The organism is Nonomuraea indica (assembly GCF_002850745.1).
Lineage (GTDB): Bacteria > Actinomycetota > Actinomycetes > Streptosporangiales > Streptosporangiaceae > Nonomuraea > Nonomuraea indica.
This window is the reverse complement of the sequence record NZ_KZ559468.1, coordinates 617,471-633,951: the sequence shown is the minus strand read 5'-3', so window position 1 is coordinate 633,951 and position 16,481 is coordinate 617,471. Positions and strand designations below refer to the sequence as shown.

Here is a 16,481-nt window from a genome sequence, read left to right as displayed (position 1 = left end):
CCTAGCCCTTCACGGCGCCGGCCATCAGGCCGGACTTCAGGCGCCGCTGGATGATTGCGAAAAAGATGAGGCTGGGGATCGTGGCCATGAGGGAGGCCGCGGCCAGCGGGCCGAGCCGGGCCACACCCTCGGGGCCGACGAACCTCGCCAACGTGAGAGGGAGCGTCATCACGTCCGGGTCCTGCAGGACGACCAGCGCGAAGAGGAACTCGTTCCACGACGAGATGAACGCGAACAGCAGCGTGGCCACCACGCCCGGGGCGAGCAGCGGCGCGACCACGCCGGTGATCGAGCGCAGCCGGCCCGCGCCGTCCACGGCCGCGGCCTCCTCCAGCTCGGGCGGAACCGCGCGCACGTAGCCCTGGAGCATCCACAGCGCGAACGGCAGCGTGAACGTCACGTGCACGATGACCAGGCCGGGCAGCGTGTTGACCAGCTCCATGTCCCGCAGGATCAGGAACAGCGGGATGATGATCAGGATGAACGGGAACACCTGGCTGACCAGCACCCAGCCGATCGCGATCCGGTTGACCAGGCTGCGGTAGCGGGCCATCGCGTACGCGGCGGGCAGCGCGATCACCACGGTGATGACGCTGGCGAACAGCGCCACGACCAGGCTGCGGGTGGCGGCTCCCACCAGGTCCTGCTCGTCGAACGCGTCGGCGAAGTTGGCCAGCGTCGGCTCGCGCGGGATCCACGTGGGGTCGGCCTGCGCCATCTCCTGCGGCGTCTTCAGCGCCGTGGACAGCAGCCACACCAGCGGGAAGGCCAGGAAGACGACGTAGGCGGCCAGCGCGAGGTACTGCGGCGCGCGCCTCAGCCCGCCCGTCCTCCCGCGGTTCATCGCGCCTGCCCTCATCTCGCGTCCCTTCATCTCGCCTCCCTCATCTGCCGCCACAGGTAGAGGCCGAGCACCGCGAGCACGACGATGGCCATGGCCAGGCCGAGCATCGAGGCGTAGCCGGCGTAGCGGTAGCGGAAGGCCTCCTCGTAGGCGAACAGCATGGGCAGCCGGGTCCGGCCGCCCGGCCCGCCCTGGGTGAGCACGTAGACCAGGCCGAACTGGTTGAAGTTCCACACGAAGTCGAGCGAGGTGATCGCCACGATGACGGGCTTGAGCTGCGGCAGCGTGATGTTCCAGAACCGGCGCCAGCGGCCCGCGCCGTCGACCTCGACGGCCTCGTACAGCTCTCTCGGGATGCCCTGCAGGCCGGCCAGCAGCACGACCGCCGTCTGCGGCATGCCGGTCCAGACGCCGACCACGATGATGGCGGGCAGCGCGAGCGAGAAGTCGGCGAGCCAGTTGATGTCGGTGCCGAGCAGGCTGTTCAGGATGCCCGCGTCGGGATGGTAGACGAGCTTCCACATCAGCCCGATGACCACGGGCGGCATCGCCCACGGCACCACCGCCAGCACCCTGGCCACGCCCCGGAAGCGGAGGTTCTGGTTGAGCAGCAGCGCCAGGCCGAGCGCGGCGAGGAACTGCAGGACGGTCACGGAGACCGACCAGACCACCCCGATCCGGAACGACGACCAGAAGTCGTCGTCGCCCATGAGCTGGACGAAGTTGTCCAGGCCGACGAAGGTCGTCTCGTGGGCGCGGGTGTTGCGCGCGTCGGTGAACGCCAGCCCGATCCCGTACAGCAGCGGACCCACGCTGAAGAGCACGACGGGCACGAGGGCGGGCAGCATGAGCAGCCACATCTCGCGCGAGCGCCGTGACCGGCGGGCGCGCCGCACGTGCCTGGCGGGAGGCGCGGGGGGTTTCGTCACGGTCGCCGTCATGCGCCTGCTCCGTCCGCGCCGGGCCGGTCGGCGTCGCCGGCCGGCGGCGCCTGCTCGCCGGCGGTGGAGGCGCGCACCTCCAGCCGGGGCGGCACGGTGACCAGGCGGGGCGCGACGTCGCCGTCCTCCAGCCTGTCCAGCAGCAGCTCCGCTGCGGCGCGGCCGCGTTCGGCCGAGCCGAGGGAGACGCTGGTGAGCGACGGCCAGGACGCCGCCGCCAGGTCGGTGTCGTCCATGCCGACCACCGCCACGTCCTGCGGCACCCGCCGCCCGGCGGCGCGCAGCACGTCGAGCGCGCCGAGCGCGATCAGGTCGTTGGCGCACATGAGCGCGTCGATGTCGGGCCGCCTGTCGAGCAGGGCGGCCACCGCACGGCGGCCGTCGGCCCGGTAGAAGTCGCCGATCTCCACCAGCTCCTTGTCGTACGGCAGGCCGAGAGCCGCCAGCGCCTCGACGTAGCCGGCGCCGCGGGCCGCGCCGGGCACGGTGTCGGGCGGGCCGTTGACCAGCCCGACGCGCCGGCGGCCGAGGGCGTGCAGGTGGTCGAGGGCGAGGCGGACGCCGGTGCGCGAGTCGGCGCGCACGTTGTCGACCGGCGTGCCCTCCGGCACCGAGCCGATGACGACGACGGGCGCCCGGGCGGCAGCGAGCATCCGCAGGTGCGCGTCGGTGACCCGCAGCGGCACCATGATCAGCCCGTCCACGTAGCGCTCACCGAGGCTGTGCAGCACGCCGATCTCGTCGGCGACGTCCGCGCCGGTGGAGTGCAGGACGAGCCGGTAGCCGGCCGCCTTGAGCACGGGCTGGATCTCGCGCAGCATGGCCAGGTAGGCCGGGTTGCCGACGTCCGCCATCGCGAACGCGACCTGGTGGGTGCGGCTCGACTTGAGCGAGCGGGCCACGGCGTTGCGCACGTAGCCGAGCTCCTCGGCCGCCGCCATCACCTTGCTCACGGTGTCCTGCCTGGTCGGCAGGCCGTTCAGCACCCGCGAGACCGAGGCGATGGAGACGCCCGCGCGTTTGGCGATCGTGGTGATCGTGGGTCCCTGGGCCAAGGCTTTCCTTCCGCCAAGGCAAACGTTTCGCCCCTGCTTCTGTAAACGTTTACCGTGTGGGGCACATGAAACACTCGCGTAACTCCAGAGGTCAAGTCACGATCACATAACGCCAGGTCAGGGCCATGTCCGGCCAACGTACACCCCTGACCGACCGCTCAGGCGGCACGGGCGGCGAGCAGCCGGAGGACGAGCGCCAGCGGGGGCCAGTCCGCACGGCCCCGACGGACGACGGCGTGGGAGCGCATCGTCACCTCGGGGGCCGTCAGCGGCAGCAGGCGGACGCCGGGCAGCGTGGGCTGGTCGGCGGGCAGCAGGCCGACGCCGAGCCCGGCGACGATGAGGTCCTGGACCAGTTCGAGGCTGTCGGCGTGATGGGTGATCCGCGGCTCGAAGCCGGCCATCGAGGCGATCGTGCGCACGACGTCCTCGTCGGCCGTGTTGCGGGAGTTCACGATCCAGTCGTGGTCGCGGTACGCCCCGAACACCGCGGGCGCGTCACCCCGCGTCCGCGCGTGGGACGCGGGGTGCGGCACGGCGAGGCTCCAGGGCACCGACCACAGCGGCATCGTCTCCACCGTGGCGTCGGCGGAGACGGGGGCGAGGTTGTAGTCGTAGACGAGGGCGAGGTCGACGTCGTCCGAGGCGAGCAGCGCCAGGGACTCGGCGGGCTCGTGCTCGTGGATGCGCAGCCGTACCCGCGGATGCCCGGCCGCCAGGTCCGCCGCGACGGGGAGCAGTGAGCGGCGCACCGCCGTGGCGAAGCCGGCGACCCGCAGGGTGCCGGTCGGCTCGGCGTCCGGGTCCAGGTCCAGCCTGGCGGCCTCGACCGCGGCGAGGATCGTCACGGCGTGCCGCGCCAGCCGCCGGCCCGCGGGGGTCAGCCGCACCCGCCGCCCGTCCGGCTCCACCAGGGGCGTGCCGACCTCCCGGGACAGCGCGGCGATCTGCTGCGACACCGTCGAGGTCGTGGCGCCCATCTCCTCGGCGACCTCGCGCATCGACCCCAGCCGGGACAGGTGCAGGAGCATCTGCAGGCGCCGGACGTCCATCCGTGGATTGTTCACGAACCATGAACGGTATGTCAAGCATTCTCACGTGGACGCGAACGGTCGTGGTCGCGTCTACTGGGGCCATGACGACCACCGCACCCGCGTCTCCCCCGGCCGCCCGCGCCGGCACCGCTCTGGCCCTCGCGTCGATGCTCTTCGTCCAGCTCGGCCTGGCCGCCTCGGTCACCATGATCGACCAGGTGGGCGCCGAGGGCGCGGCGTGGCTGAGGCTCGCGTGGGCCGGGGTGCTGCTGCTCGTGGTGGTGCGGCCCCGGCCGTCCGGCTTCAGCCGCTCCGGCCTGCTCGCCTGCGTGGCGCTGGGCCTGGTCACCGCGGGGCTGACCCTGTTCTTCATGGCCGCGGTCGCCCGGCTGCCGCTGGGCACCGCCAGCGCGCTGGAGTTCCTCGGCCCACTCGGCGTCGCCGTGGCACGCGGCCGCGGCGGGCGGAAGCTGTGGCCGCTGCTCGCCGCGGCGGGCGTCGTGCTGCTCACCGAGCCCTGGCACGGCGGCACCGACCTCACCGGCGTCGCCTACGCGCTGGCCGCGGCGGTCTGCTGGGCCGCCTACATCCTGCTGACCCAGCGGGTCGGCGACGAGGTGTCCGGCATCCGCGGACTCGCCGTCTCCATGCCGGTGGCCGCCCTGGCCGCCACCGCGGTCGTCGGGCCGTCCGTCCTCGGGCGGCTCACCTGGGAGCTCCTCCTCGTCGGCCTCGGCCTCGCGCTGCTGCTCCCCGTGGTGCCGTTCATCCTCGAACTGCTCGCCCTGCGCAGGCTCACCACCGCCGCCTTCGGCACCCTGATGAGCCTGGAGCCGGCCATCGCCGTCGGCATCGGCTTCGTCTTCCTGCACCAGGCTCCGGGCTGGGCCGCCGCCGCCGGGATCGCGTTCGTGGTCGTCGCCGGCATCGGCGCCGAACGCACCGGCGCCCGCGGCCAGGCCGAGCACGCCGCAGAGCCTCCCCCCGCCTCACCCGTCCGGAGGGGCGGTGAACCGGTTGACGTACCAGGCGGCGATCTGCGCGCGTGAGGTGAATCCCAGCTTGTCCAGGATGTGCTTCACATGGCCCTCGGCGGTGCGCTGGGAGATGACCAGCCGGGCCGCGATGTCCCTGTTGCGCAGGCCTTCGGCGACGAGACCGGCCACCTCGGCCTCCCTCGGCGTCAGCTCCGGCTGCGACGGCCCGGGCGCCGGCGTGGGCTCCCGCGCCTCGGGCGGCTCCTGCAGGGCATGGCCGATGGCCTCGTTGACGTCCCAGCTCGCGCCCTCGTCGGCGGCGGCGCGGTAACGCCTGTCGCCGAGACGGGCGCGCAGCGACGACTCCGCGGCGCGGTGGGCGTCGTGGTACGGGCGGAACCCTTCGAGCGACACCTCGAGCAGGCGTCGCATCGTCCCGGCGGCGCCGAGCAGGCGCGCGGCGGGCACGTCGCTCCCCTGCGCGGCGGCGACCCAGGCGAGCGTCTCGACGAACCACGCCGGACTGTAGCGGTAACCGGCCGACCGTTCGAGGCGCAGGCTGGACCGGAACAGGGAGGCGGCCTGTGCCAGGTCGCCGGAGGACCAGTGGCCGATCCCGGCAGCCCACATCGCCAGCGCGATCTCGCCGCGCGAGCCCGCCGCCTCGGCGATCTCGCGGCAGCGCGCCACCCAGCCCCCGGCGCGGGGATCACCGGCGAAGATCGCGGACAGGGCGAGGTAGAACGTCGGCAGGAACGCGTTGCGCAGGACCCCGTCCTCCGTGATCTCGCCCGTGTCGTCCTCGTACCAGTCAAGGACCGGTTCGAGCAGGCGGACCGCCTCCTGGTAGTCACCCTCCATCAGGGTCAGCCGTCCCGACAGGAACCTCGTCACCGCCTTCGGCCCCTGGCGGTCCCAGGCGTCGGCCAGCAGCCGGCACTCCTCCAGCAGCGGCCGCGCGAGGTCGTTCCTGCCCTGCATCAGGGCGAAGAACGTGCCCACGGTCAGCACGCCGAAGCGATCCCGCCCGGTCAGCTGCCGGCATCCGAGCAGCCGGTCGATCCAGTGGCGGGCTTCGGAGGGACCGCCGAAGAAGGTCCAGTACCCCTCCAGCGACGTGAAGATCCGCATCGCCTCCTCGACGCGGAGGTCCTCGCCGAGGCAGTGCTCCAGCGCGGCCCGCAGGTTCGGCAGCTCGGGGACGACCCTGATGAAGCACTCCACCTGGTTCGAGCCGAACCAGCCGGCCCTGTTGCGTTCGGCCAGGCGCTGGTAGTGCTCGGCGTGCCGGCGTCGGGTCGCCGGTGTCGTCTCGCTCCTGTCCAGCCGGTCCTGGCCGTACTGGCGCAGCGTCTCCAGGATCCGGTAGCGCACGCGGGTGCCGCAGGTCTCCCTGGTCACGATCGACTTCCCGGTCAGCGCGGCGAGCAGCGGCAGGACGTCCTCGCGCGCGAGCGGCGCGGCCGAGCAGACCTCCTCCGCCGCTGCCAGGTCGAAGCCGCCGGCGAACACCGACAGACGTTCCCACATGATCTGTTCCTGGACGGAGCACAGCTCGAAGCTCCACTCGACCGCCGCGCCCAGCGTCTGGTGGCGCGGCAGGGCGGTCCGGTAGCCCCGTGTCAGGAAGCGCAGGCGGTGGCCGAGCCGGTCGATGATCTGGTCCAGCGACAGGACCCGCAGCCACACCGCCGCGAGCTCGATCGCCAGCGGGATGCCGTCGAGCAGGCGGCACAGCCGCGCCGCCGCCGCGGGCTGCGAGACGATGTCGACCTCCGGCGCGATGTTCCTCGCCCGCTCCGCCAGCAGCGCCAGGGCGTCGTAACGGAGGACGTCGCCCCCGGTGACCTCGTCGCCGGGGGCGGGCAGGGACAGCGGCGGCACGATGAAGGGCGTCTCGCCCGGCACTCCCAGCGCCTCGCGGCTGGTGGCCAGCAGCCGCACCCCGGGTGCCGCGCCGAGCAGGGCGTCGGCCAGCCGCGCGCAGGCCTCCACCAGATGTTCGCAGTTGTCCAGCACGAGGAGCAGCTGCTTGGTCCGCAGACAGTCGATCATGCTCTCGGTCGACGGCTGCGGCATCTCCTCCTGCAACCCCAGGGCCTCCGCGACGGCCACCGCCAGCAACTGCTCGTCCTGCAGGGAGGCCAGCTCGACCAGCCACACCCCGTCGGGGAAGGCGCGCCGCGCGTGGGCCGCCACATGGGTCGCCAGGCGCGTCTTGCCCACGCCGGCCGTGCCCGTCAGCGTCAGCAACCGGGTGGTGGACAGGAGGCTCCTGATCTCGCCGATCTCACGCTTGCGACCGATGATCTCGCCTGTCTCGGCGGGGAGGGTGGGAGTGATCTGCTCGGCTGCCGGTCGACCCATGAGGGCGACTATCTGCCCTCGGCCCGCCCGGCCGTAACCGGCACACGGTCGAGGGGTGGCATAGGTATCACCAAGGAACGGTCCGGTCCCGGCGCTCGGCCGCGGGTCCTGCCAGGAGGGACCCGGTGGCACCGGAAGCCCTGGTCACTCGCCGTCTCCCGGGCAGGTCCCCTACGGCGAGGCCGCCGCGACGGCCGTCACCCCTCCGGAGCCGGTGAGCGGGCCGAACCGGCGGCGGTAGGCCGTCGGCGTCAGGCCGGTCTGCCGCCGCAGCCGGGCCCGCAGGTTGGCGGCCGTCCCCAGCCCGCTGAGCCGGGCCACCCTGTCGAGCCCCTGCTCGCCGCGCTCGATCAGCCGGCAGGCCAGCGCCACGCGTTCGGCCGTGAGCCAGGCGAGCGGGGTGGTGCCAAGCTGGGCGGCGAACCGCCGGTGCAGGGTGGCCGGGCTGACCGCCGCGCGGGCGGCGAGGTCGGCGACCGTCAGCGGCAGATCCAGCCGTTCCTGGGCCCAGGCCAGCACCGGCGCCAGTGACGTGTCGCGGATGTCCGGTACGGGGCGCTCGATGAACTGGCGCTGGCCGCCGTCGCGGTGCGCCGCGAACACCAGGCGCCGGCTCACCGCGTTGGCCACGTCGGCGCCGTGGTCGCGGCGGATCAGGTGCAGGCCGAGATCCAGCGCGGCGGCGCTGCCGGCGGCGGTCAGCACATCGCCGTCGTCGACGAACAGCACGTCGGGTTCGAGCCGCACCCGCGGGTGGCGGGCCGCGAACGACTCCGCCCAGCGCCAGTGCGTGGTCGCCCGGCGGCCGTCGAGAAGCCCGGCCTCCGCCAGCACGAAGGCGCCGGTGCAGAAGCTCACCAGCCGGGCGCCGCGGGCGGCGGCGCGGCGCACCGCGTCCAGCACGGCTCCGGGCGGCCGCGTCAGCGGGTCCGGCCGGTTGGGCACGATCACGGTGTCGGCGTCGTCGGTCCGCTCGAGTCCGCCCACCCCGGACAGCGTGAACAGCCCGGCGTGCATGCGCAGGGCGGGCGCGGCGGCGCTGAGCGTGAAGTCGTACCACGGCCGGTCCAGTTCGGGCCGCCGCAGCCCGAACAGTTCGGTCGCGACGCCCATCTCGAACGGATTGGACCCCTCGTCCACGATCATGGTCACCCGGTGGGGGCGGCCCACAGGGAGATGCGAGGATTCGTGCGACATGTGCGATTCCTAGCACTCACGGCGTGCGCGCGCCAGCCGCGACGATGGCCGCATGACCGATGAGCCGATTTCCCTGCGGGCCGCGCTGGCCCGGTTCGACCGCCTGTGGAGCCCGCGGATCGTCACCCGGGTGAACGACTACGACGTCCGGATCGCCAAGGTCGCCGGGGAGCACGTCTGGCACGCCCACGCGGACACCGACGAGTTCTTCCTGGTGCTGGAGGGCGAGCTGACGATCGCCCTGCGCGACGGCGGGGCCGCCGGTGCCGGCGGGCGCGCCGTCACGCTGGCGGCGGGCGAGGTGTTCGTCGTGCCGCGCGGGATGGAGCACAAGCCGTCCTCGGCCGCGGGGGCGTCGATCCTCATGTTCGAGCCGACCGGCACGCTGAGCGTCGGCGACCGTCACGACGAGCTCCCCGGCCACCTCGACGCCACCACGGGCCACCGCCTCTGAGCGGACGCGCGGGGAGGGCGTCAGGCGGGCACGGGGGCGGTCGCGCGGGCGGTGAGGGCGCGGATGGCGGGGGCGCCCGTCAGGGCGACCACGGCGGACAGGACGGCGGGAATGATGAGCGCGGTCGGCAGCGACGACGCCTCGGCCACGTAGCCGAGCACGGCCGGGCCCACCAGCAGCCCGCTGTAGCCGAACGCCGTCACCATCGCCAGCGCCCGCCCGACGGGCCCGCCGGCCGCTCCGACGGCGCTGAAGATGACCGGCACCACGGTGGCCAGGCCGATCCCGGCGAGCGCCCAGCCCGTCCAGGCGCAGGCCACGCGCAGGGTCTCGCCGGTCAGTGGGGCGGCCAGGACGAGGACGTAGCCGGCGGTGGCGAGCAGGCCGGCGAGCTGGATCGTCCGTACGGAGCCGAGCCGGGCGCGGATGGGGTCGCCGAGCAGCCGGATGGTCGTCATGGCCACGGCGAAGACCGTGTAGGCGAGGGGCGCCGCGGCGGGGTCGGTGTCGAGGATCCAGCGCGCGTGCAGGGCGGCCCAGTCGATGGCGGCGCCCTCGGCGAGGTGCCCGGCGAACGCGGCGAGACCGAGCAGCGCGATCAGGCCCCACCGCAGCCCCGAGCCGGCGCGCCTGCCGTCGGGGGCGTCCTCGGCGGGCTGTCCGGGTACGGCCGGCAGCAGCAGCCGGGCCAGCGGCAGGTACAGGAGGGGCACCACGAGGGCCGCGACGACGAGCAGGGTCTGGGCGTCCAGGCCGGCCCGAAGGACGAGCGCGGTCAGCGCGCCGCCCGCCGCCCCGCCGAGGCTCCACGTGCCGTGGAACGCCGAGATGATGGGCCGCCCGTAGGCGCGCTCGACCTCGACGGAGTGGGCGTTCATGGCCACCTCGGTCACGCCGAGGCCGAGCCCGAAGACCACGGCGAGGACGGCCAGGTGCGGGAAGCCGGGCGCCACGGCCGGCCCGAGCAGGACGAGGGCGGACAGCGGGCCGCTGATCCAGCAGACGGTCCGGCTCGACCACCGGTCCACGAGCGGCCCGGTCACCAGCATCGACGCCAGCGCGCCGCCCGAGATGAGCAGCAGGACGGTGCCGAGCCGCGCCGGGCCGAGGTCGAGCCGGTCGTTCAGCGACGGCAGGCCGGCGGCCCACAGCCCCATCACGAATCCGGCCAGGGAGAAGTAGCCGAAAACCGCGATCCGGGCACGCCTGGCCTCTGCGATACTTATGTTCACGCCTAGAGCATATTCAGGGATGTGAGAATCGCACAATGGCGACGAACGGGGCGACGACGAGTGGGGAGCTGCGCGCCCACAACCGGGTGCGGCTGCTGCGCGCGGTGCACGACTGCGGCGCCACCCTCACCCGCTCGCGGCTCACCCGTGACCTGGAGCTGGCCCGTGGCACGGCGTCGGTGCTGGTCGCCGAGCTGGCCGACAGCGCGCTGCTGCACGAGGAGCCCGCCGCCGAGCACGGCCGGGGCCGTCCCACCCAGGTGCCCGGCCCGCACCCGCACGGGCCGCTCGCGCTGGCGGTGGACGTGCGCGAGGACGCCTGGGAGCTCGCCGAGTGCGCCCTGGGCGGGCAGGCGACGGTCCTGGAGGTGCGCCGCCACGACGGCACCCCGGAGGGTGCGTTCGGGCCGCTGGGCGAGGCGCTCAGGCGACACCTGGACCGGCTCGCCCCCCGGGTGGTGGGGGTCGGGCTGGCCGTGGCGGGGCCGGTGCGCGCCGAGGGCCTGGTGGACGTGGCACACCTGGGCTGGCGCTCGGTCGACGTCCCGGCCCTGCTCGGCCTGCCGCCGCACCGGGTTCCGCCCGAGAGGGACGAGACGGCCCACCCGCACGCGACGGGGGACCGCTCCGCGTACGGGATGCCGCCGGCCGGGGGCGGGGCCGCGCACGGGATGCCCCTGGTGGGCAACGACACGGCGTTCGCGGCGCTGGCCGAGGCGCGGCGGGGCGTGCTGCGGGGCGTCGGCGTGGGACTGCACCTGCACGTGGACTTCGACCTGGGCGGCGTCCTGGTGGTGGACGGGCGGCCGCTCGCGGGGGCGGGCGGCATCGGCGCCGAGTTCGGGCACATGCCGCTGACCGGCGGCGCCGAGCCGTGCGCCTGCGGGGCGCACGGCTGCTGGGGCCGCGAGGTGGGCACCAACGCGCTGCTGCGCGGGCTGGGCCTCGCCCACGGCGGCGGCCGGGGACGGGAGCGGGCCGAACGGGTCTTCGCCGACGCCGGGGCCGGTGACGCGGACGCGGCGCGGGCCCTGGCGGCGAACGCCCGCGCGCTCGGCAGGGGCGTCGCCGCCCTGGTGAACGCCCACGACCCCGAGGTGGTGTCACTGTCGGGCTTCGGGGTGGATCTGCACGCGCGGGCCCTGACGGCGCTCACGGAGCCGTTCGAGGGCGGTCTGATGACGATCCGCCGCGAGCGGCCGCCCCGCCTGGCCCTCTCCGCCCTGGGGTGGCGCGGGGCGCTGGTCGGGGCGATGGAGTCGGTGTTCGACGCGTTCCTCACCGTCGAGGGCGTACAGGAGTGGTGTCGCGCCCGCGCCACGACCCCCGCCTGACGCCTGCACCAGGGGCGCGACACGCCCGAACTGCAGAATGTGATGCATACCACCCGTCCAGGGCGAAACATCCCAAGCAGCCGCTACATAGGCCGCGGCGGGCGATCCCGGGGCGCCATCCCGAGGCCGGTACGGCCGGAGGCGCGCGGGAGGCGGAGGGCGGCCCGGACGTCAGGAAGGTGCCGCGGCATCCGGACACGCTCCGCGACCATGCCGGGCGGCGCCGCGCCGGGCGGCGCCGCGACGGGCGGCGCGCGAGGATGCGCCGCTCCCCGCCCGCCTCGCCGACGGGGTCCGCCACGTGGCATTTCTCCAGGTGGTGACGGGTGCGTGGCCCGTCGGCCCCGGGACCGGCACCCGACGAGGGCGACGCCTCCGTGGCTCACGCCATGACACCGGCCCGGCCGGGGATGCCGGGTCACACGGGTGCGGCCACCCGGCCCCACACATGACCGTTTTATGCCTTTTGACGGTCGCGTCCCGCTCTGGGCGGATTACGGTGAAGAGGAACGCGTGGTGGGCGGCGTCGGGGTCAGCGGAGGGACGGTCGCGCGGGACGTGGCGTGCGCCGAGGCGGGGGCCTCGGCGCACAGCGCGGGCCGAGCATCGCTTTCCGCACCAAGAACCGCTGGTATCCGCCATGATTAGCCACTGCACTACGGGTAACAGGATCCCGAACGTTAACTCCCCGAGGAGAGACAGATGGCACTTCCCACTCTCACCCCCGAGCAGCGCAAGGCGGCTCTGGAGAAGGCGGCCGAGGCTCGCGCGGCCCGTACGGCCCTGCTGGCCAAGGTCAAGGCCGGCGAGCTGTCCTTCAGCCAGCTCCTGGAGCGCGACGACGACATCGCCAAGAAGATCAAGGTGTCGCAGGCCCTGCGCGCGGTCAAGGGCGTCGGCCCGGCCAAGGCCACCGCGCTGATGGAGGAGGCGGGCGTCGACGAGAAGCGCCGCCTCGGCGGCCTCGGCGCCCAGCAGCGCAAGAAGCTGGTCGAGGCGCTCGGCTAGGACGTGAGCGGCCGGGTCCGCGCGCGTCTGCCGCGCGGACCGGCCGGCCACCCTCCACCGGACCGCACCCGGCGGCACAGGCCCGCCGTACAGCCCGCCCCACAGGCCCGCACAGGTGGGCCGGGCGTGGGTCAGGCGGGGGTCAGGAGCGGAGATAGGCGAGGACGGCGAGCACCCGGCGGTGCTGGTCGCTGTCGTCGGCGTAGAGCCCGAGCTTGCTGAAGATGCTCCTGATGTGCTTCTCCACGGCCCCGTCGCTGATCACCAGCTGCCGTCCGATGGCCGGGTTGGACCTGCCCTCGGCCATCAGCCCGAGCACCTCCCGCTCACGCGGGGTGAGCTGGGCGAGCGGGTCGTCCTTGCGCCTGCGAACCATGAGCTGCGACACCACCTGAGGATCGAACACGGTGCCGCCCGCGGCGACGCGCCGCAGTCCCTCCAGGAACTCGTCCACGTCGACCACCCGGTCCTTCAGCAGGTAGCCGACCGCGCCGCGGGCGTCGGCGAGCAGGTCGTCGGCGTAGGACACCTCGACGTACTGCGACAGGATCAGCACGGGCGCCCCCGGCACCCTGCGCCGCGCCTCCACGGCCGCCCGGAGCCCCTCGTCGGTGAACGACGGCGGCATCCGCACGTCCACCACCGACACGTCCGGCCGATGCTCGGCCACGGCGGCGACCAGGGCGTCGCCGTCGCCGACGGTCGCCACCACCTCGCAGCCGAACTCCTCCAGCAGCCTGACCAGGCCCTCCCTGATCAGGACCGCGTCATCGGCCACCACTACGCGCACGGCACCTCCGCCACGATCACCGTCGGCCCGCCGTCGGGCGAGTCGACCGTGAGCTCCCCGTCGACCGCGCGGAGCCGGTCGGCGAGCCCGGCGAGACCGTGTCCCTTGGCGGCATGGGCGCCGCCGACCCCATCATCCCCGATCGTCAGCATCAGCGTGTTCCCGGTGCGGGTGAGCTGGACGGTGCACACGGTGGCTCGGCTGTGCTTGGCGACGTTCGTGAGGGTCTCGGCGACGACGAAGTAGACGGCGTTCTCCACGGCCGCCTGGAAGCGTCCGGTGATCTGCACGTCCAGCTCGACGGGGATCGTGCAGCGGCCGGCCAGCGCCGCCAGCGCGGGCGCGAGGCCCCGGTCCGACAGGATGGGCGGGGCGATGCCGCGCGACAGGGCGCGCAGCTCGTCGAGCGTCTCGCGGGTGGCGGTGATGGCCGAGCTGATGGTCCGCTGCGCCGCCTCGGGGTCCTTGCCGAGCTGGCGCTGCGCCCGGGACAGCTCCATGGCCAGGGAGACGAGCCGCTGCTGGGGACCGTCGTGGATGTCGCGCTCCAGCTTGCGCAGCGCGTTGGCCTCGGCCGACACGGCGGCGGCACGGCCCTCGGCCAGGTCGTCGATGCGTTCCTGCAGCTCGGCGACGCCGGTCAGCAGTGCCCTGCCGAGCCCGGCGCGCAGCAGCGCGGACATCCGCGTCACGAACGGCAGCAGGATCACGAAGACCAGCCCGAGCAGCGCGTAGAAGATCGAGTTGGTGAGATAGCCGGAACCGAAGCCGAGCAGCTCGGGCAGCTCGACGTTGCCCTCGATGCGGGAGGTGACGAGGCCGTGGATCGGGTACGTCAGCGCCACAACCGGCACCGCCCAGAACACCAGGGTCAGCACGAACGCCGCGATGGAGATCGGGAAGTTCAGCAGGCCGTGCAGGAGGTCGAGCCACGACTGGCCGCTGGTGAGCGGGGTGACCAGCCTGCGGAACCGGCCGGCGCCCTCGGGAGCCGGCCGGTAGCGGGGACGTACGGGCGGGCGGCCCAGCACGTCGGACAGCCAGCCGCGTTCGGCGTCGGCGAAGCCCCGCGCCATCAGCAGCGTCCCGGCCAGGACCGGCACCCCCACCCACACGACGACGGTGCTCAGCCCCGCGGCGAAGCCGGTGATCAGGAGCACGAAGCCGATGACGGCTGTGGGGAAGCCCACGAGCGTGTAGCGCGTGTCGAGCAGGACACGCCGGGTCAGGGAGCGCATGGCCTCAACGGTAGGACGCGTCGGCTCCCGGTTCGAGCCGGTCCCCCGGTGTCCGATGGTAGGGCCTGCCCTACCCGCCCCGGTGGTGTGATCTGACCGCGAGACGGCGGCTCACGGCACTGTGCCGCGGCCCTCGTGCCGGAAGCCTGGGGGCATCGCGTTCCCGACGAATCGAGGCCCCCCATGACCGCCCTGCTCGCTCCCCCGCCTCCCCTACGGCGGGCGCCGGCACGCCCCTCGCCGGTGGCCGCCAGGGACCCGTTCATCGACCTGCTGCGGGTGTTCGGCATGGTGCTCGTGGTGGTGCAGCACTGGACGATCCCGGTGCTGGCCTTCGACGGCGCCGCGCTGACCACGGGCAACGTGCTGGCGACGCCGGGGGTGTGGGTGGTGACGTGGCTCAGCCAGGTGATGCCGCTGGTGTTCTTCGCGGGCGGGGCGGCGGGCGCGATCAGTTTCGGCCGGGCCGGGGGCGGCGCGCCGCGCTGGGTGCTGGCGCGGCTGCGCCGCCTGGCCTGGCCGCTGCTGCCGCTGGCGGCGGTGTGGATCCCGCTCCCGCATGCGCTGGCGGCGCTGGGCGTGCCGGCGCAGCCGCTGGAGACGGGAGCGCGGCTGACCGGCCAGCTCCTGTGGTTCCTCGCCGTCTACCTGATCGCCGTGGTGGCCACGCCGTGGATGGCGCGCCTGCACGCGCGGCACGGCTGGCGGGTGCCCGCCGTGCTGGCGGCCGGCGCGGTGGCGACGGACGTGGTGCGGTTCGCGGCGGGCTGGGACGCGCTCGGCTATCTCAACATCGTGTTCGTCTGGCTGGCCGTGCACCAGGCCGGCTTCCTGTACGCGGAGGGGAGGCTGACCCGGCCGGGGACGATGGCGGCTGCCGGGTTCGGCGCCGCCGCGCTGCTGGTGTGGGCCGGGCCGTACCCGGGCAGCATGATCGGCCTGCCCGGCGCCGAGCTGTCCAACATGGCGCCGCCCACGCTCGCCATGCTGGCGGTGGCCGCCGGCCAGATCGGCCTGGCGTCGCTGCTGCGGCCGTGGCTGCTGCGCCTGCCGCTGCGCGGGCTGCTCTCCTGGGCGGGCCCGCGCGTCATGACGGTGTACCTGTGGCACATGCCGGCGCTGTTCGCGGTGACCGGGGTGGTCGTGGTGGGGCTGGGAGCCGGCACGCCGCAGCCGTTCTCGTCCGGGTGGTTCGCCGGGTGGCCGCTGTGGTTCGGCGCGCTGTGCCTGGTGATGTGGCCGCTGCTGCGGGCGTTCGGCCGGTTCGAGGAGCCGCCGGCGCTGCCGTACGGGCGGGCGGGGTGGCCGGTGGCGGTGGCGGCGGCCGTGCTGACCGGCGGCGGGCTGCTGACGCTGACCGTGGCCGGGTTCGCGCCGGGGGTGGCGCCCGTCGCCGGGGCCGCCGCGGTCGCCGGCGGCCTGCTAATGACGCTGCCCGGCAGCCGCCGGGACGTGCGGTGAGGACCCGGAAAAGCGCCCGTCACGAAGTCTCGGCACAATGGGGCGCATGACGAAGCTGCGCCCCGTGGCCGACGCCGACCTGCCCGGCGTCGCCGCCATCTACGCCCACTACGTCGAGACCAGCGTGGCCACGTTCGACGAGACGCCGCCACCGGTGGAGGAGTGGCGGGCCAAGCGGGCCGCGATCGCCGGGGCGGGCCTGCCGTTCCTGGTGGTGGAGGACGAGGGTGAGGTGGCGGGGTTCGCCTACGCGGGCCCGTACCGGCCCAAGCCCGCCTACCGGCACACCGTCGAGGACACCGTCTACCTCGCCCCCGGCGCGACGGGACGGGGGCTGGGTCGGCTGCTGCTCGGCGAGGTGATCGACCGGGCCGGGCGGGCCGGCGCCCGGCAGATGGTCGCGGTGGTGGCCGACGGCGGCGACCCGGCGTCGTTGCGGCTGCACGCGGCGTTCGGATTCGAGCAGGCCGGGCGGCTGCGGAGCGTCGGTCTCAAGCACGACCGCTGGATCGACACGGTGCTCCTGCAGCGCGCCCTGGGGTAGAGCCG

Annotated in this window: 16 protein-coding genes; 7 read left to right on the top strand and 9 right to left on the bottom strand. The window is 74.1% G+C overall.

The window, feature by feature from the left end:
• Position 1: 1 nt before the first annotated feature.
• From CXR44_RS10605 to CXR44_RS10590, 4 genes are all read right to left on the bottom strand, one after another.
• Entirely contained in the window at positions 2-874 is an 873-nt protein-coding gene (locus tag CXR44_RS10605; RefSeq protein WP_245899051.1) for a carbohydrate ABC transporter permease, read from the bottom strand.
• Entirely contained in the window at positions 871-1,785 is a 915-nt protein-coding gene (locus CXR44_RS10600; RefSeq protein WP_101785002.1) for a carbohydrate ABC transporter permease, read from the bottom strand. The genes CXR44_RS10605 and CXR44_RS10600 overlap by 4 nt, the downstream gene beginning before the upstream one ends.
• On the bottom strand, positions 1,782-2,840 hold the full coding sequence (locus CXR44_RS10595; protein WP_101785000.1) for a LacI family DNA-binding transcriptional regulator: 1,059 nt from the start codon (positions 2,838-2,840) through the stop codon (positions 1,782-1,784). The genes CXR44_RS10600 and CXR44_RS10595 overlap by 4 nt, the downstream gene beginning before the upstream one ends.
• Before the next feature lie 158 nt (positions 2,841-2,998).
• Positions 2,999-3,907 (bottom strand): LysR family transcriptional regulator, encoded by a 909-nt coding sequence (locus tag CXR44_RS10590; protein ID WP_219601730.1) that lies wholly within the window; start codon positions 3,905-3,907, stop codon positions 2,999-3,001.
• A 68-nt stretch (positions 3,908-3,975) separates the two neighbouring features.
• Here CXR44_RS10590 and CXR44_RS10585 point away from each other — a divergent pair, with 68 nt between their 5' ends.
• The gene (locus tag CXR44_RS10585) at positions 3,976-4,923 is read left to right on the top strand and encodes an EamA family transporter (protein WP_219601729.1); all 948 of its coding nucleotides are present in this window, start codon (positions 3,976-3,978) and stop codon (positions 4,921-4,923) included.
• Here the strand turns inward: CXR44_RS10585 and CXR44_RS10580 are convergent.
• The gene (locus CXR44_RS10580; RefSeq protein WP_101784996.1) at positions 4,864-7,218 is read right to left on the bottom strand and encodes an ATP-binding protein; all 2,355 of its coding nucleotides are present in this window, start codon (positions 7,216-7,218) and stop codon (positions 4,864-4,866) included. The two genes, CXR44_RS10585 and CXR44_RS10580, sit on opposite strands and share 60 nt — an antisense overlap.
• Before the next feature lie 171 nt (positions 7,219-7,389).
• Positions 7,390-8,415: a helix-turn-helix domain-containing protein gene (locus CXR44_RS10575; protein WP_101784994.1), complete on the bottom strand. Its 1,026-nt coding sequence runs from the start codon at positions 8,413-8,415 to the stop codon at positions 7,390-7,392.
• Between the two features lie 52 nt (positions 8,416-8,467).
• Between CXR44_RS10575 and CXR44_RS10570 the strand changes: the two genes are divergently transcribed.
• Complete coding sequence (locus CXR44_RS10570) at positions 8,468-8,869, top strand: cupin domain-containing protein (protein WP_101784992.1); 402 nt, start codon at positions 8,468-8,470, stop codon at positions 8,867-8,869.
• Between the two features lie 20 nt (positions 8,870-8,889).
• On the opposite strand, the gene CXR44_RS10565 is transcribed toward CXR44_RS10570, so the two are convergent.
• Positions 8,890-10,101 carry an MFS transporter gene (locus CXR44_RS10565; protein WP_245899050.1) on the bottom strand — a complete coding sequence of 404 codons (1,212 nt, stop codon included), beginning with the start codon at positions 10,099-10,101 and terminating at the stop codon, positions 8,890-8,892.
• A 35-nt stretch (positions 10,102-10,136) separates the two neighbouring features.
• On the opposite strand from CXR44_RS10565, the gene CXR44_RS10560 reads away from it, so the two are divergent.
• The 3 genes from CXR44_RS10560 (at position 10,137) to mihF (ending at position 12,443) form a co-directional block, all read left to right on the top strand.
• Positions 10,137-11,435: an ROK family protein gene (locus CXR44_RS10560; protein WP_101784988.1), complete on the top strand. Its 1,299-nt coding sequence runs from the start codon at positions 10,137-10,139 to the stop codon at positions 11,433-11,435.
• A gap of 426 nt (positions 11,436-11,861) precedes the next feature.
• Positions 11,862-12,083: a heme-binding protein gene (locus tag CXR44_RS10555; RefSeq protein ID WP_342748536.1), complete on the top strand. Its 222-nt coding sequence runs from the start codon at positions 11,862-11,864 to the stop codon at positions 12,081-12,083.
• Positions 12,084-12,137: 54 nt separating this feature from the next.
• On the top strand, positions 12,138-12,443 hold the full coding sequence (gene mihF, locus CXR44_RS10550; protein WP_101784984.1) for an integration host factor, actinobacterial type: 306 nt from the start codon (positions 12,138-12,140) through the stop codon (positions 12,441-12,443).
• Positions 12,444-12,585: 142 nt separating this feature from the next.
• Here the strand turns inward: mihF and CXR44_RS10545 are convergent, their stop codons facing one another.
• Both CXR44_RS10545 and CXR44_RS10540 read right to left on the bottom strand, forming a co-directional pair.
• Positions 12,586-13,233 carry a response regulator transcription factor gene (locus tag CXR44_RS10545; RefSeq protein ID WP_101784982.1) on the bottom strand — a complete coding sequence of 216 codons (648 nt, stop codon included), beginning with the start codon at positions 13,231-13,233 and terminating at the stop codon, positions 12,586-12,588.
• Complete coding sequence (locus CXR44_RS10540) at positions 13,224-14,471, bottom strand: sensor histidine kinase (protein ID WP_101784980.1); 1,248 nt, start codon at positions 14,469-14,471, stop codon at positions 13,224-13,226. The genes CXR44_RS10545 and CXR44_RS10540 overlap by 10 nt, the downstream gene beginning before the upstream one ends.
• A gap of 183 nt (positions 14,472-14,654) precedes the next feature.
• Between CXR44_RS10540 and CXR44_RS10535 the strand changes: the two genes are divergently transcribed.
• Complete coding sequence (locus CXR44_RS10535) at positions 14,655-15,932, top strand: acyltransferase family protein (protein ID WP_101784978.1); 1,278 nt, start codon at positions 14,655-14,657, stop codon at positions 15,930-15,932.
• A gap of 46 nt (positions 15,933-15,978) precedes the next feature.
• On the top strand, positions 15,979-16,476 hold the full coding sequence (locus CXR44_RS10530) for a GNAT family N-acetyltransferase (RefSeq protein WP_101785421.1): 498 nt from the start codon (positions 15,979-15,981) through the stop codon (positions 16,474-16,476).
• The last annotated feature ends 5 nt before the right edge of the window (positions 16,477-16,481 follow it).

What these genes read in the sequence shown, in the direction of transcription:
- CXR44_RS10605 (WP_245899051.1), bottom strand. Translation starts at nt 874, where the DNA reads ATGAAGGGACGCGAGATGAGGGCAGGCGCGATGAACCGCGGGAGGACG.
- CXR44_RS10600 (WP_101785002.1), bottom strand. Translation starts at nt 1,785, where the DNA reads ATGACGGCGACCGTGACGAAACCCCCCGCGCCTCCCGCCAGGCACGTG.
- CXR44_RS10585 (WP_219601729.1), top strand. Translation starts at nt 3,976, where the DNA reads ATGACGACCACCGCACCCGCGTCTCCCCCGGCCGCCCGCGCCGGCACC.
- CXR44_RS10580 (WP_101784996.1), bottom strand. Translation starts at nt 7,218, where the DNA reads ATGGGTCGACCGGCAGCCGAGCAGATCACTCCCACCCTCCCCGCCGAG.
- CXR44_RS10575 (WP_101784994.1), bottom strand. Translation starts at nt 8,415, where the DNA reads ATGTCGCACGAATCCTCGCATCTCCCTGTGGGCCGCCCCCACCGGGTG.
- CXR44_RS10570 (WP_101784992.1), top strand. Translation starts at nt 8,468, where the DNA reads ATGACCGATGAGCCGATTTCCCTGCGGGCCGCGCTGGCCCGGTTCGAC.
- CXR44_RS10560 (WP_101784988.1), top strand. Translation starts at nt 10,137, where the DNA reads ATGGCGACGAACGGGGCGACGACGAGTGGGGAGCTGCGCGCCCACAAC.
- mihF (WP_101784984.1), top strand. Translation starts at nt 12,138, where the DNA reads ATGGCACTTCCCACTCTCACCCCCGAGCAGCGCAAGGCGGCTCTGGAG.
- CXR44_RS10540 (WP_101784980.1), bottom strand. Translation starts at nt 14,471, where the DNA reads ATGCGCTCCCTGACCCGGCGTGTCCTGCTCGACACGCGCTACACGCTC.
- CXR44_RS10535 (WP_101784978.1), top strand. Translation starts at nt 14,655, where the DNA reads ATGACCGCCCTGCTCGCTCCCCCGCCTCCCCTACGGCGGGCGCCGGCA.
- CXR44_RS10530 (WP_101785421.1), top strand. Translation starts at nt 15,979, where the DNA reads ATGACGAAGCTGCGCCCCGTGGCCGACGCCGACCTGCCCGGCGTCGCC.